The sequence below is a fragment of the Nautilia sp. genome (assembly GCF_053994455.1).
The window spans coordinates 1-14,030 of record NZ_JBMYAU010000069.1; the positions used below are offsets into that span (position 1 = coordinate 1).

13 protein-coding genes and 5 tRNA genes are annotated in these 14,030 nt (G+C 39.0%); 6 read left to right on the forward strand and 12 right to left on the reverse strand.

Annotated features, from left to right (window positions below; translation table 11 throughout):
* Positions 1 to 22: 22 nt before the first annotated feature.
* The 4 genes from ACXJIE_RS05005 to ACXJIE_RS05020 all read right to left on the reverse strand — a co-directional run bounded on the left by ACXJIE_RS05005 (position 23) and on the right by ACXJIE_RS05020 (position 464).
* A tRNA-Thr gene (locus ACXJIE_RS05005) sits at positions 23 to 97 on the reverse strand.
* A gap of 98 nt (positions 98 to 195) precedes the next feature.
* Positions 196 to 272: transfer RNA gene (locus tag ACXJIE_RS05010), tRNA-Gly, on the reverse strand.
* Positions 273 to 276: 4 nt separating this feature from the next.
* Positions 277 to 362, reverse strand: a tRNA-Tyr gene (locus ACXJIE_RS05015).
* A 25-nt stretch (positions 363 to 387) separates the two neighbouring features.
* Positions 388 to 464, reverse strand: a tRNA-Thr gene (locus ACXJIE_RS05020).
* 317 nt (positions 465 to 781) lie between these two features.
* On the opposite strand from ACXJIE_RS05020, the gene ACXJIE_RS05025 reads away from it, so the two are divergent.
* Positions 782 to 1,738 (forward strand): GGDEF domain-containing protein, encoded by a 957-nt coding sequence (locus tag ACXJIE_RS05025; protein ID WP_456479878.1) that lies wholly within the window; start codon positions 782 to 784, stop codon positions 1,736 to 1,738.
* Here the strand turns inward: ACXJIE_RS05025 and ACXJIE_RS05030 are convergent.
* From ACXJIE_RS05030 to ACXJIE_RS05060, 7 genes are all read right to left on the reverse strand, one after another.
* Complete coding sequence (locus tag ACXJIE_RS05030) at positions 1,720 to 2,487, reverse strand: alpha/beta hydrolase (protein ID WP_456479879.1); 768 nt, start codon at positions 2,485 to 2,487, stop codon at positions 1,720 to 1,722. The two genes, ACXJIE_RS05025 and ACXJIE_RS05030, sit on opposite strands and share 19 nt — an antisense overlap.
* 150 nt (positions 2,488 to 2,637) lie before the next feature.
* The gene (locus ACXJIE_RS05035) at positions 2,638 to 3,417 is read right to left on the reverse strand and encodes a thiazole synthase (protein ID WP_456479880.1); all 780 of its coding nucleotides are present in this window, start codon (positions 3,415 to 3,417) and stop codon (positions 2,638 to 2,640) included.
* Positions 3,418 to 3,450: 33 nt separating this feature from the next.
* Positions 3,451 to 4,500 carry a branched-chain amino acid ABC transporter permease gene (locus ACXJIE_RS05040; RefSeq protein WP_456479881.1) on the reverse strand — a complete coding sequence of 350 codons (1,050 nt, stop codon included), beginning with the start codon at positions 4,498 to 4,500 and terminating at the stop codon, positions 3,451 to 3,453.
* A 2-nt stretch (positions 4,501 to 4,502) separates the two neighbouring features.
* Positions 4,503 to 5,417 (reverse strand): branched-chain amino acid ABC transporter permease, encoded by a 915-nt coding sequence (locus ACXJIE_RS05045; protein WP_456479882.1) that lies wholly within the window; start codon positions 5,415 to 5,417, stop codon positions 4,503 to 4,505.
* Positions 5,417 to 5,845, reverse strand: coding sequence for a PAS domain-containing protein (locus ACXJIE_RS05050; RefSeq protein ID WP_456479883.1), 429 nt, complete (start codon positions 5,843 to 5,845; stop codon positions 5,417 to 5,419). The genes ACXJIE_RS05045 and ACXJIE_RS05050 overlap by 1 nt, the downstream gene beginning before the upstream one ends.
* Positions 5,846 to 7,513 (reverse strand): oxygen-binding di-iron domain-containing protein, encoded by a 1,668-nt coding sequence (locus tag ACXJIE_RS05055; protein ID WP_456479884.1) that lies wholly within the window; start codon positions 7,511 to 7,513, stop codon positions 5,846 to 5,848.
* Between the two features lie 83 nt (positions 7,514 to 7,596).
* Positions 7,597 to 8,736, reverse strand: coding sequence for an ABC transporter substrate-binding protein (locus ACXJIE_RS05060; RefSeq protein ID WP_456479885.1), 1,140 nt, complete (start codon positions 8,734 to 8,736; stop codon positions 7,597 to 7,599).
* 71 nt (positions 8,737 to 8,807) lie between these two features.
* Between ACXJIE_RS05060 and serS the strand changes: the two genes are divergently transcribed.
* The 5 genes from serS to ACXJIE_RS05085 all read left to right on the forward strand — a co-directional run bounded on the left by serS (position 8,808) and on the right by ACXJIE_RS05085 (position 13,544).
* Entirely contained in the window at positions 8,808 to 10,058 is a 1,251-nt protein-coding gene (gene serS / locus ACXJIE_RS05065) for a serine--tRNA ligase (RefSeq protein ID WP_456479886.1), read from the forward strand.
* 8 nt (positions 10,059 to 10,066) lie between these two features.
* Positions 10,067 to 12,256, forward strand: coding sequence for a tetratricopeptide repeat protein (locus ACXJIE_RS05070; RefSeq protein ID WP_456479887.1), 2,190 nt, complete (start codon positions 10,067 to 10,069; stop codon positions 12,254 to 12,256).
* A gap of 93 nt (positions 12,257 to 12,349) precedes the next feature.
* The gene (locus ACXJIE_RS05075) at positions 12,350 to 13,090 is read left to right on the forward strand and encodes a Bax inhibitor-1/YccA family protein (RefSeq protein ID WP_456479888.1); all 741 of its coding nucleotides are present in this window, start codon (positions 12,350 to 12,352) and stop codon (positions 13,088 to 13,090) included.
* Positions 13,080 to 13,478 (forward strand): thiamine-phosphate pyrophosphorylase, encoded by a 399-nt coding sequence (locus ACXJIE_RS05080; RefSeq protein WP_456479889.1) that lies wholly within the window; start codon positions 13,080 to 13,082, stop codon positions 13,476 to 13,478. The genes ACXJIE_RS05075 and ACXJIE_RS05080 overlap by 11 nt, the downstream gene beginning before the upstream one ends.
* Positions 13,469 to 13,544 (forward strand) — tRNA-Ala (locus ACXJIE_RS05085). The genes ACXJIE_RS05080 and ACXJIE_RS05085 overlap by 10 nt, the downstream gene beginning before the upstream one ends.
* Positions 13,545 to 13,682: 138 nt before the next feature.
* On the opposite strand, the gene ACXJIE_RS05090 is transcribed toward ACXJIE_RS05085, so the two are convergent.
* Positions 13,683 to 13,910 (reverse strand): hypothetical protein, encoded by a 228-nt coding sequence (locus tag ACXJIE_RS05090; protein ID WP_456479890.1) that lies wholly within the window; start codon positions 13,908 to 13,910, stop codon positions 13,683 to 13,685.
* Between the last annotated feature and the right edge of the window lie 120 nt (positions 13,911 to 14,030).

Sequence of the window (14,030 nt, forward strand, 5' to 3'; positions counted from 1 at the left end):
ATGAACTCCAACAAGGCCTTGCTGGAGCCCATAGCCGGGATTGAACCGGCGACCTCTTCCTTACCAAGGAAGTGCTCTGCCACTGAGCTATATGGGCAAAAACACTGCTAGCAATGTTTTAAAAACATTAGTTTCGGGAGTAATTGAGCAGACAACAATATCAAGCGGTTTGCTCAGCTCCCAGTTCGTCATGACTGGAGCGGGCGACGAGACTCGAACTCGCGACCCTCAGCTTGGAAGGCTGACGCTCTAGCCAACTGAGCTACGCCCGCTCAATGGTGGTGGGGGAAGGATTCGAACCTTCGAAGGCAAACGCCAACGGGTTTACAGCCCGTCCCCTTTGGCCACTCGGGAACCCCACCTTAACTGGTCAAACGCTGAATATCATGGAGCCGGCGAAGGGACTCGAACCCCCGGCCTGCTGATTACAAATCAGCTGCTCTAGCCAACTGAGCTACGCCGGCAACCCCAATATGTCTTTGTGGACTGAAATTATATGCAAATTGATTTTATATGTCAAGAGTTTATAAAAAGATATTTAAAAAAAACTTATAAAATTCCTAAATAAAACATAATAATAGCACATTGAATGGATGTTACTTTTTGTAAACAATATTTGATCCTTTAGTATTATATTTTAAAAATTTCTGACAGCCCAATCTGTTTCCTGCTTTTTTGGTATAATATTATGGATGAGAAAAATTATTTGGGGTATTTTAAGTTCAACATCACCAAAATAAGTCTTTTGTTGGCCATTGTAATAACGGCGTTTTTTTTTATATTGAGAGTTTTCAACATAATTACAAGAACATCTCTGGCCACTTTCAATACGACCGCTCTGCTTGTTTTTCTTATATTAATGTATGTATGTCTTATAAAGTGCAAACAGAAAATCCTAATGATTCAACTAATCACATATCTTGTAATCATAACATTTATAAGCTTACAGACAGTAATAGCCAAATATAACGTGTTTTTACCGGTATGGATTGATTTTACCGTAATGTCCGCATACATAGCCACCAACAGAAAAATCGCCACATTATTGTCCGTTTACGCTTTTTTGTCACTCACAATCATATATATAAGCGATTTGTATGAAATCGACGCTTTTTCTTTTATGACGCTGCTTTTAAGCCTGTTCGCCTTTTCCCTGCTGGGCTTTTTAATTTCCATACAGCTTGACAAATACGACGAAGAAAACATATCCCAAAGCAAAAAACTGAAAAAACTCGCCATGATAGACGAATTAACACAAATATTTAACAGAAGGGCGTTTTTTAAGCTCGGAGAGCAGATGCTTTATCAGTCATATGCAACAAACAAACAGACAAGCATTATTATGCTCGATATAGACTTTTTTAAAAGAATCAACGATACCTACGGACACAAAGCAGGGGATGTGGTATTAAAAAATTTCGCTCAAAATGTTAAAAAAATCATAAGGAAAAACGATCTTTTCGCAAGAATCGGAGGGGAAGAATTCGCAATTTTGCTGTATGACATAAACAACAACGAAATAACGAATATAGCAGAAAACATATTAAACAGAATCCGAAACACAAAAATAAAACTCGACGGTAAAAATGAGATCAGCATAACGGTCAGTATGGGCGTCTATACGGTAAAAACCGACGACACCATACAAGAAGCCCTTATAAACGCCGACAAGGCGCTATACAAAGCAAAAGTGAGCGGAAGGGACAAAGTAATTTATTTTTATCCGTCTATAAGCTGATTCAAAACAGGAACAATTTTTTCGTATTCGTAAATGTAACCGTGTCTGATATTTTTTATAACAATTTTTTTATTAAGATTGGGAATGTTTTTTAAAAGGTTTTCCGTACATTCTAAAGGAATGACATCGTCATTTTCAATTATCAGCACATTAACGGGCGCTTTTACTTTTCTTACCCATTTATACTCTTCGAATTTATGCCTTACAAGAAAATGGACGGGGAAAAAAGGATATTTGCTTTTTGCTATGTTCACTATCGAATCAAAAGGCGTAATCAAAACAAGTTTATCTACTTTTTTCAAAGATGCGGTATATGCGGCAACCGCGCTTCCGAGACTCCTTCCCATCACAATATCGGGTTTATATTTATCATAAATTTCTGCCGCATATTTCAAAATGCACTTTTCACACGGTTTTCCTCCGCTGCCGTCATACCCGGGATAGTTAAACGCCAGAAAATTGTAATTTTTCATTTTAAAGGCGGTCTTATCCAAAAACTCCAAAACGTTATTCGCATTCCCTCCGAAATAAAGAACAAGAGGCAGTTTTTTACCGTGCTCGACCATTCCGCCTTTTAGCAAAACCCCGTCACCCGTTTTAAAATTAAGAATTTTAACCCCGTTTTGAGGTATGTATTCCTTTGCCCATTTCCGGTTGAATATCTTATCATCCTGCGTAAAATAAAGATATGCCGCCGAAGCGGTGTAGATTAACACCCCGGCAAGTGCGAATATAACCAATGTTTTCATTTCACCTCTTTTTATATTAATATCATATTATAATAAAATTGAAAATTCCCGAATTTAGGACATTTAATCATTTTCCATCGTTCATTTCACATTTGGTATAAGTGTCTGTCACTTAAGTGTAGTATAATAAAGTATAATAAAAAAAAAGGGTTAAAATTCTATTAACCCCTCAAGCGGCGAACTCGCGCTCGCATAAGGCTTTTTAGGAATTCTTCCCGCCTTGTAAGCCGTTCTTCCGGCCATTACCGCATATTTCATAGCTTCCGCCATTGCTATCGGATTTTTTGCCTGAGCTATAGCCGTATTAGTTAAAACCCCGTCCGCTCCGAGTTCCATCGCCACGGCGGCGTCACTTGCCGTACCTATTCCCGCATCCACAATTACGGGAACGTTAACGGCATCTTTTACAAATACAACGTTATATCTGTTTTGAACGCCAAGCCCGCTGCCTATAGGGGCGGCTAAAGGCATAACGGCTGCCGCACCGGCGTTTTCAAGCCTTTTGGCCATAATAGGGTCGTCATTCGTATAAGCCATAACGGTAAAATCCTCTTTTGCAAGCACTTCACAGGCTTTAAGCGTTTCAAGTACATCCGGATAAAGGGTCTTTGCCGTATCTCCGATAACTTCAAGTTTTATAATGTCTATTCCGGTAGCTTCCCTAACAAGCCTGAAAAGCGTAATCGCCTCTTCCGCAGTGGTACACCCTGCGGAATTAGGAAGAATTTTTACATCAGTATCTTTAAAATAATCCATAAGGTTCTCTTCATTCGGATCCATAATGTTCACCCTTCTGACCGCCACCGTTATCATTTCGGCACCGCTTGCGAGAGTGGCGTCACGCGTAGTCTGAAAGTCGGGGTATTTGCCGCTCCCGACTATAAGGCGGCTTGTAAATTCATATTTGCCTATTTTTAAAATATCGCTCATTAAAACTCCTTTAAATTTGTTTTAAAACATTTTTCATTTTTTCCACTTCACATATTCCCATATCTCTTTATCACCGAAAAGACCTTTTCTCGCAAAAAGCATAATTCCCAAAAGAATCAGACTGAAAACCACCATCCTAAGACCCGGTATACCGTGCACCTGACCGACGGACCACGTCGCATCGTCAAGAGGTCTTAACACTTCCATACCGCCTATAAACAGCAGTGTCCCGAGAATCGCCCCGCTCATACTTCCGAGTCCGCCCAAAACTATAATAATCAATAACTGGAACGTCAGCATAAACGTAAACTGATCCGGTGATATTGAGCCGATTGAGCTTGCCAAAAGCCCCCCGCCGACACCTTCGAAAAACGCACTCGTCATAAAGGCGAGCGTTTTGGTTTTAAACGTGTTCACACCCATAGCAAGAGCCGCATCCTCGTCATCCCTTACGGCTTTCATCGCTCTTCCGTATTTGGAATAAACTATATTATAAACAAGCACGACGGTCACAAGAGCCGTAAAGCCTATCCAAAAATAACTTGCAAATCCGGGAATACTGTCAAGCCCCATAGAACCGTTTGAAATTTCCGGATTGTTAATAAGAAATATTCTGATTATAAAACCGAATCCGAGCGTAACGATGGCAAGATAATCCCCCCTCACCCTGAAAACGGGAAAGGCGAGCGTCAACGCCACAAGCGCCGAAACTATGCCGCTTATCACAAGCGTGAAAAAAGGATTCGGTAAAAATATATCCCTGATAAACGGATAAGGATCCGCAATCATATACATATCCGCCTTAACGTCGGGACTGAGCATTAAAAGAGCGGTGACATAGGCGCCTATCGCCACAAAACCGTTGGGTTCGAGGGAAAACTGCCCCGTCACCCCGTTTATCAGGTTATAACTTACCGCCAATATAACAAAAATATACACGTTGCCCAAAACGGTAACGGTGTAATCGTTAAACCATTTCGGGGAAAGATATAAAAAGCCTAAAAATATGACACTAACCGCGGCGATTAACGCAAAATACTTTCCTACGCTCAAATTTTCCATTTTCAGTTTCACTTTTTTCATTTTTAAAACCTTTGTCTTTCAAAATCTATTCCCATAATTCCCGTAGGCTTAAACAATAAAACGAAAATCAGGAAAATAAAGGCAAAAGCGTCTTTCCAGCCTCCAAGTTCCGGAAAGAACCCCGGAATCGCAACTTCCGCAAAACCTAAAATAAACCCTCCTATTACGGCGCCGGTAACACTTCCTATTCCGCCAACAACCGCAGCGGCAAACGCCTTAAGCCCCACAAGCATCCCCATATACGGATCAATACTCGGATAAGCCATCGCATAGGCAATACCTCCCACCGCGGCAAGGGCCGAACCGAGTGCGAACACAAAAGCGATTATTTTATTGGAATCGGCACCCATCAGTTTTACCGTTTGAATATCAAAAGCGAGGGCTCTTATCGCAATTCCTATTTTGGTCCTGTATAAAATATACAACACGATACCCAAAAGAACAAGCGTTAAAATCGGTACCAATATCGTCAATACAGGTACGGTTAACGTTCCCATATGCAAAATATGGGAAAACCATTTAGGAAAATAAAACGCCTGATAAGTACCTCCGAGGTACTGGTTTGCTATCACGTTGAATAAAGACTCCAGAAAAAAAGAAATACCGATAGCCGTTATCAAAAGGGAAATTTTAGGGGCGTTTTTATCCAGAAGCGGCTTATACGCGCTCGCATAAGTCAAAATACCGACCCCGGCCGTAAATACGAGGGAAAACAGTACGGAAACATAAAAATTGAGCCCCATAATCTTAAAAAATATAAAAGCCATAAACGCACCTACCATCATAATATCGCCGTGCGCAAAGTTGATTAACCGCAAAACACCGTAAACAAGCGTGTAACCTATTGCAATAAGGGCGTACATACTCCCTAAAGAAAACCCGTTAACAATCTGCTGAAGAATAAATCCGATATCCATCATTTTTCCTTTTTTTTCATTTCTTTATAAATCTTTTCATATTCCCTTTTCACATCGTCGCTCACTTTCCTTCTCGCCGACACGAAACCGGTGATTTTCCCGTTTTTATCCTTAATGGGCATTACAGCAGCCTCAACCCAGTAATACCTACCGTCTTTTCTCAAATTCTTAATCACCCCGTTCCACTCTTTCCCGGCCAGAACAGTTTCCCACATCTCTTTAAAAATTTGTTTAGGCATATCCGGATGTTTTACGATATTATGGGGTTTTCCAACCATTTCCCCCTTTTTATAGCCGCTTAAGGCCATGAAAACGGAGTTGGTATAAGTAATAACCCCTTTTATGTCGGTTTTGGAGACCACCGGTCTGTCGTATCTGTTGACATCTTCAAACCCGACCTCTTCGTCGATTAAGGCTATTTCACCCATTTATCCCCTTTTTTCGCACACAACCTTGTTTCTTCCGTTCTTTTTGGCAAAATAGACTTTTCTGTCTGCTTTTAAAATCAGGCTTTCCATATTGTCGTTTTGCCTGTCAAATTCACATACACCCGCACTTACGGTGAGTTTCACCTTCTGATTTTCACAAAACTGATATTTCTCAACCAGTTCTTTAAACTCGTTTAACTTTTTACACGCATTTTTACAGTCCGTAAACGGCATAATAATGAAAATTTCCTCACCCCCGTACCTTGAAACAATATCCGAACCCCTGAAATTGCTTTTTAACAGTTCGGCAATCTCCCTTAAAACGCAGTCGCCTATTAAATGACCGTAAGTATCGTTAATTTTTTTAAAAAAGTCAATATCTATCATCGCCACACTTAAAGGAAAGTCGTATCTTTTCGCCTCTTCGATTTTCTGGCTTAAGAATTCCTTTAAATATTCCCTGTTGTACAGTTTTGTCAGAGGATCCGTAATGGATTTTTCATAAAGCTTTTTGTTATTGTCCTCAAGCTCCCTTAAAATAAGCTCTTTTTCCAAAGATATGGCAACGGGTACTGCAATTTTATTTAAAAGCATTTCAAGCAGTTTTTTTTCTTTTTTATTCATATTTTTATCGATTATAATGAAAATATCGCCTATTTTTTTATCGTTTTGCATAAGTTCTTTTTTATACGAATAGTTTTTATCGGTATGTTCTATTTCCACTATTTTATGATCTTCGCTGAAAGAAAAACAGTGCTCAAAACCCGAAAGAGGAGAAATTCCGCATATTTCAATTTTTCTTATGGAAGGAATAACCTTTTTAATGTTGTCAAACAGGTTTCTGAGGACTAAATTGAACGAGCTAAGGGAAACCGTGTCTTTAAAAAACTGTTTTAAAACCTCATCCGTTTTGCTTAAAATATACAAATCGCTTTCATAGTCGTCAAGCAGATAAAGCCCGCATTCCAAATCTTTGAGTTTTTCTATCAACGGATCAATCATATCCCTTTTTATAATAGAACCGTGCTGGGGCGCTATCATAGAAGGGTGCTTTTTTCTCACCTGTGTCATTGCGTGGTGTAAAACCTCACGGCTCGGCATATAATGTTTGTGAAACGGTTTTGCGGCTTCGAAATATTCGTCCGCACTTTTGGCAAAAAGCGAAAACTCCTCAGTAAGCCCCCCGAACAGGTCGCTTGAAAACAGAATTCCCGTTTTTTTGTCATAAGTACAAAAAGCCCCCGGAAAATGGGCATACGGGGTGAATACGAATTCCAACTCCCTTTTTCCCGCCTTAAGTTTCCAGTCGTGTTTGTCTATCAGATAAAAAGGCGTACCCCACATATAATGTTTAAGAAGCATTTCCGTTCTCCAGTGGGTTACTATATAGCGCTCCCCTTTGGGCATAATTTTTTCAAATGTCGAATAACAGCCGACAATATCAGGGTCCTGATGATGCATAATAATATATTTGATGTCCTTAAGATGGATTAAAGAAGTCAGTTTTTCCAAAACGACCGGAAACGTAATCATACTTCCGGGATCTATCAAAATCGAATTACTTCCGTTTTTTATTAAATATACGTGACACTGAAAAGGGTCGTTGGGTATTACATACCCTATCCAGTAAACATTCGGTGCAATTTCAATCGGTTTGCTAAAATCCATTTTTCCTCTTTTTTTTTAATATAAAAACATTAAAAGACACCGGAATGCCGCTTAATGTTTTTACTCCCGAAAGGGAGGGAAAATTAAGGCTTGATAAGTTCTTTAAACACCACTTTTCCGTCAACGATTTTTTCAACAACCGCAGGTTTGTTCACAGGGTTTCCTGTTTTAGGGTTAATTGTCAGATAACCGGTAACGGCTTCAAGATTTTTAGTGTGTCTAATCGCATCGTTAATACACTGTTTGAACTGAAGATTTGTTTTGTTCGCTTTTGTGTCGCACTGTTTAATCGCATTATATATCAAAAGATATCCGTCCGCACCCGTAGCCGCAAAAGCACTCGGAAGTCTGCCGTATTTCGCTTTAAAATCTTTTATAAACTGTTTTGAAAGAGGTGTAGGCGCTTTTGCAGGGTCGAAATGATCCGTATACATTACACCGTTGGCCGCTTTCCCCGCAAGTTTTTTAAGAAGTCCCGGATCCGCGATTCCGTCACCGCCCATTACAGGAGAATTTACGCCGGCGGCTCTGAGCTGTCTTACAAGAAGACCTTCTTCAGGCGCATAAATAGGAGTATATATAAAATCCGGATGAAGTTTTTTAATCTGAGCAACCTGTGCGTTAAAGTCTTTATCCCCGCTGTTTATGAAAAGTTTTTTGAGAATTTTTCCACCCTCTTTTTTATAAGCCTTTTCAAAAGCTTTAGCAAGACCTACGGAATAGTCCTGTTTCATATCGAATACCACAACCGCGGTTTTAAGTTTGTGTTTAAGCGCGTATTTAGCCGCAACAGTACCCTGAAAATCATCCGTAAAACAAGCCCTTGTCAGATATTTGCTTCCTTTTGTAACTCTCGGATTCGTAGCGATTTGAGTAACGGTAGGGGTTTTGGTAGCCCCTGCGAACCTTTTAATCGCCAAACTCATAGAGCTTGCAAGAGGCCCTTCGATAGCCACAACTTTTTCACCGCTTGCGAGTCTTTTATAACCGTTTACCGTCTGAACCTTGTCAAACTGGTTATCAACCACGACCAATACGATTTTGTCTCCGTTAGGAAGTTTATTGTATTTTTCATGAACAAGTTTAATCCCGTCAAGTGTTTTTTGTCCGAATGATGCAATAGGCCCCGTTAAAGGCTGTAAAACACCCACTTTTATATCTTTTGCCATCAATGTACTTGCAACCAGCGCACTAAGCCCGAGTGCTAACAGTTTTTTTTTCATTCACGCTCCTTTTATGTTAAAATTACCCAAGTATTATACCAAAAATGAAATTACTATAAAAAAGGGATTTAATGATAGATTTAAAGCTTCTTGAAAAAGATTTCGAAACCGTAACAAAGAGGTTGAAACTAAAAGGCGTGGACGAAAAAAACCTTGAAGAAATCAAAAATTCATTCAAAGAAAAAAAAGAGATAAAAACAAAGCTCGACAAACTTTTAGAACAAAGAAACATACTGTCCAAACAAATCGGAAACTTGATGAAAAACGGACAAAAAGAAAAGGCCGAAGAGGTTAAAAAAGAAGTAAACGCATTAAAAGAGAATATTTCGACTCTTGAAGAGAAATTAAAAACGCTTGAAGAGGCTTTATTGCAAAAAGCCCTTATCATTCCCAATATCCCGGATGAAGACGTACCGGTGGGAAAAGACGAAAACGAAAACGTGGAAATCAAAAGAGCGGGTGAAATTCCCAAGTTTGATTTTGACCCCAAACCCCACGATGAAATCGGCGAAAAATTTGGCTGGCTCGATTTCGCAAGAGGTGTAAAACTGGCGAAAAGCCGTTTCACCGTTATGAAAAAAGACGCCGCAAGACTTGAAAGGGCTCTTATCAATTTCTTTTTGGATCACAACAGGGAATGGGGATTCGAAGAGGTTTACGTTCCGTTTATCGTTAACAAGGAAACAATGACGGGGACGGGACAGCTTCCGAAATTCGAAGAAGATCTGTTTAAAATCGAAAACGAGGATTTATACCTCATTCCGACTGCCGAAGTACCGCTGACAAACCTATTCAGAGACGAAATCATCACCGATTTGGAAAAACCCATAAAACTAACGGCTTACACACCGTGTTTCAGAAAAGAAGCCGGAAGCTACGGAAAAGACACCAAAGGTATTATAAGACAGCATCAGTTCGACAAAGTGGAACTCGTGGCCATTACAAAACCCGAAGAGAGCGACAAAATGTTTGATGAAATGGTCGAATGCGCATCAAACGCGCTTGAAAAATTAGGGCTTCCCTACAGGCAGCTTATGCTCTGTACGGGGGATTTGGGGTTCAGCGCGGCTAAAACGATAGATCTAGAAGTATGGATTCCCTCCCAAAACAGGTATAGGGAAATAAGCTCGGTATCAAATACAAGGGATTTTCAGGCAAGAAGGGCTAAAATCAGATACAAAGAAGGCAAAAAAAACAGACTCGTACACACGTTAAACGGCAGCAGCCTGGCCGTGGGAAGAACTCTTGTAGCCATAATGGAAAATTATCAGACAAAAGACGGAAACGTTAAAATTCCCGAAGTACTCAAAAAATATTTATAAGGTGAACGGTGGCGGAGGAAAAAAATCAGGAAGAAAACGTAATCATAATAGAAGAGGACGGGAAAAAAAGAAATAAAAACCCTGTCATTCTTCTCATAATACTGTTATTAATTACGATTATTCTGCTGCTGATACTCGCCGCCGTACTAATAACACATAAGAAAAAACAAAACCGGCTCCCTTCGGATGAAATCGTAAAAATAACAAAAAAACTCGAAAAAAAAAGAATCGTCCAAAAAGACGCCATAAAACAGCTGATAAAAAGAGCAACCATACTATACGAAAAAGGAGAAAAGGAAAAAGCCCTTCAGATACTCAACAAACTTTCAAAATATTCCGAAGCGCTTTCCTATTATAATTTAGGGGTAATAAAACTTGAAGAAAAAAATTATAAAAAAGCCCTCGAATTTTTTCAAAAAGCAATAAAAAACAAAGACAACAGGGTATTAAGCGCAATAAACGCAACCTACGCCGCCTTAATGCTTAAAAACAAAAAACTGTTTGACTACTACAGAAATTTGGCTTATACGTTTTTGCCGGAAATAGCACAGTCAAAAAGCTACCCTTACTATTACGCGGTAGTGATGTATTATATGGGATACGAATTCGAGGCAATTCCCGCTCTGCTTACAAAAAACCCTTATAAAAAGGAATCGGAAAAACTTTTAAGCGCAATTTACGGATATTACGGAAACTTTGCAACGGCCCAGAGTATGGAGGAAAACAGCTTTTTAAAAGGAATGTCCCTGGCAAGAATGAAAGAATATTCCCTTGCAAGGGATTATCTCTCAAACTCCGATTCGAACCGCTCGAAATTCGCATTAGCCCTTATAGATTTAAAACTCTCTTTATTCAAAGAGGCATCTAAAATTTTAAAAGAGTTTCAGGACAACAATATTTACCCCATAACCGTATATCTAAAACCGACCCTATTCGAAACCAAAACGGCACAGCGGGAATTTAAAAAATCATTCCTGAAAAACAAAGAGGATTTTTACGATCTGTTCTTTTTTTACGCCCCTTATAAGGTTTTCAATATGAACCAGACCATTTCATATCTAAAAAAAGGTATAGCGGGAATCCCCATAGGGGCAATAGAAGAATCCCAGACATATCTAAGCAAAAGTGCCACATATTCGGCTTTAAACATTAAAATATCCCATGCGTTAAAACTTGCCCTAAACGGTCACATATACCTTGCCAACAAACAGTTCAAAAAACTGATAAAACAAAAAGACACGTCTTATATCCTTCACTATGATCTGGCGTTAACATACGCACAATTAGGGGATTACAAAAATGCATACAAACATTTTCTAAGAGCCTACCACCTGAATCCGAACGACTTAAAAAGCGGAATTTACGCCCTTATGGCACTGGGTAAACTAAAAAAAACGAACGAATACCTTGTTTCGTCGATAAAAGAGGATTTAAACGACAACACCATCCTTGAAGCTGGAATGCTCGCAATAACAAGAAACAATACGGTGAAAATGGCCGCTTTTTTAGAAAAACCCGATAAAAACAACCCTCTTTGGATTATTACAAAAATAACCTGTAAAACACTGCTCGGAAGGGATTTCAAATATGACGCGCTCAGACTGAAAAGTATGTATCCCAAAGAAATAATCGCAAATCTGCTCTATTTTTACGCAAACAACAAAGACCTTCCCGTTTATAAAATAGCACTAAATTACCAGTCCCTCTTTTTTTCACAAAAATTTTATATGAACGATTTTTATTACGGAGCGAAAATAGTAAGGGACTGGTATTTCACATTTGCCAAAATTTCGGGTCTGCTGAACAAAGTAAGACTGGCTTTGATAAACAAGACAAAAAAAGAAAACTTCGATCTGATTTCCATATTAAAAAGAGTGGCTTTTGCGGATTTATACACCAAACATTTTGAAGAGGCTTATGTCATATACAACGATCTGATAAACAATAAAAACATTTCCGACCCTTATACACTCTACCATGCGGCCGTTGCAGCGATAGGAGCGGGACATCATGCCAACGCGGTGGCGTTAATGGAACTTGCAAAACTTAAAAATCCCAATTTTTACGAACCCAGATATGGTCTCGGTCTGCTGTGGCAGGAAGCCGGAAACCTGAGGGCCGCGGCAATACAGTATTCCAAAATCCCCGACGGGTTTGAAAGCAGATATTTCGACTTTAACATTGTAAACGAAAAATAACTATAACATCCCGTAAACTGTTGCACATAAAACTATTTAACATTATTTTAACCCTTTTTGTTGTATAATCTCAATAAAAAAAGAGGAGGTTTTATGAAATTCAGCTCAAAAGATTTCGGAGGGAAGCCCACGGAAATTAATTTACAGCAAAAAAGTGCGGATTATACCCAAACCGGCGAAATAAGCGATATTAATGCGTTTGTAAAAAGAACCTACCAGCTGCTTGCAGGAAGTCTGATAGCCGGGGCCGTCGGCGCTTACGTGGGAATGGGGTTCGTCGGAAATATGGTCAACTACGCGACCGGTTCGCTTACTTTTACATATTGGGGCGCGGTTATTTTGGAATTTATTCTGCTTTTCGGTGTATACGCGGCAAAAAACAAAACCCCTCTTAATCTAGTACTGCTTTTCGCCTTTACTTTTATGACGGGATTCACGCTCGCCCCGACTCTGGCAATGTTTATAGCCAAAAATATGGGTTATGTCATAGGGGAGGCTTTCGGTCTTACCGCCGTGGCATTTGCTGCGCTTACCATATTCGCCATGAATACGAAAAGAAACTTTACCACAATAGGTAAAATTTTATTTATTACTTTAATCATTATGATTGTGGCGAGCATTGCAAATATTTTTCTTCATCTTCCTATGCTTCAGCTCGCAATTGCAAGTGTGGGTGCGGTACTTTTCAGTTTCTTTATTTTATACGACACTCAAAACATCATAAGAGGAAACGTATCAAGCGAAATAGAAGCGGCGGTTGCGCTTTATCTGGATTTTCTGAATCTTTTCATTTCACTTCTTCAGATTTTAGGATTTTTAAACAGTGAAGAGTAATCCTCCTCTTTTCCGCACCGTTGATGCGAACATAAACAGATATAAAGAAGGCATAAGGGTAGTTGAAGACATTTTAAGATACGAATTTAATTCCCCCATTGCAAAAGAACTCAAAAAATTAAGACATATTAAAATCCCGGATTACGAAAAATACGTAAAATACAGGGATTCGGCAAACGATATTTTAAAACCTTCCGTCAAATCCGAACTAAAAAGAGATTGCGTAAAAGACATTATTGTTTCAAATTTGAAAAGATCTCAAGAAAGTGCAAGGGTTTTGGAAGAAATTTTTAAAATTTTTGATATAATAACATCTGAAAAGTTCAAATCAGCGAGATATTCGCTTTACAACCTCGAAAAAGAGATACTGAACCTTCTGGGGACATAGCTCAGCTGGTAGAGCACCACGCTGGCAGCGTGGTGGTCACGGGTTCGAGTCCCGTTGTCTCCACCATCATATATTCCTAAAACTACGTAGTTTCGGCATCTATGAAAAACAATAAAAAATATGTCCCCCAAAAATAACAGGTGTGCTTAATTGTTTACCGTGCGATATATACTCAATTAATCGTTTAGTTTTGTTTAGCAGTGTTTAGTTTTCTTGGAAACTTTTGGAAACTTTAAAAGTCGTGTTTCCTTTTGTTTCCTTTTCGAAAATCTTGTTGCCTTTTACTGCGTTTGCCTGTTGACTTTTGTTGACTTTTGAAATTTCCTGTAAACTTTTGTCAACTTTTTCTGATAACCCATTCACTTTTACAGGTAAAAGCTGGGAATTTGTGTTGCTTTTTTCACTTGTAGCTGGAATTATACCAAACCACAAATCATTCCTTACAATCAAATTTAGAATTCCAACTTTCTATAATCCAATGAAACCCACAAAGTTGTTTTATATTTTCTTTGTTTTTCATATAATTTGTTAAAGCTTCATCAATTAATTTTT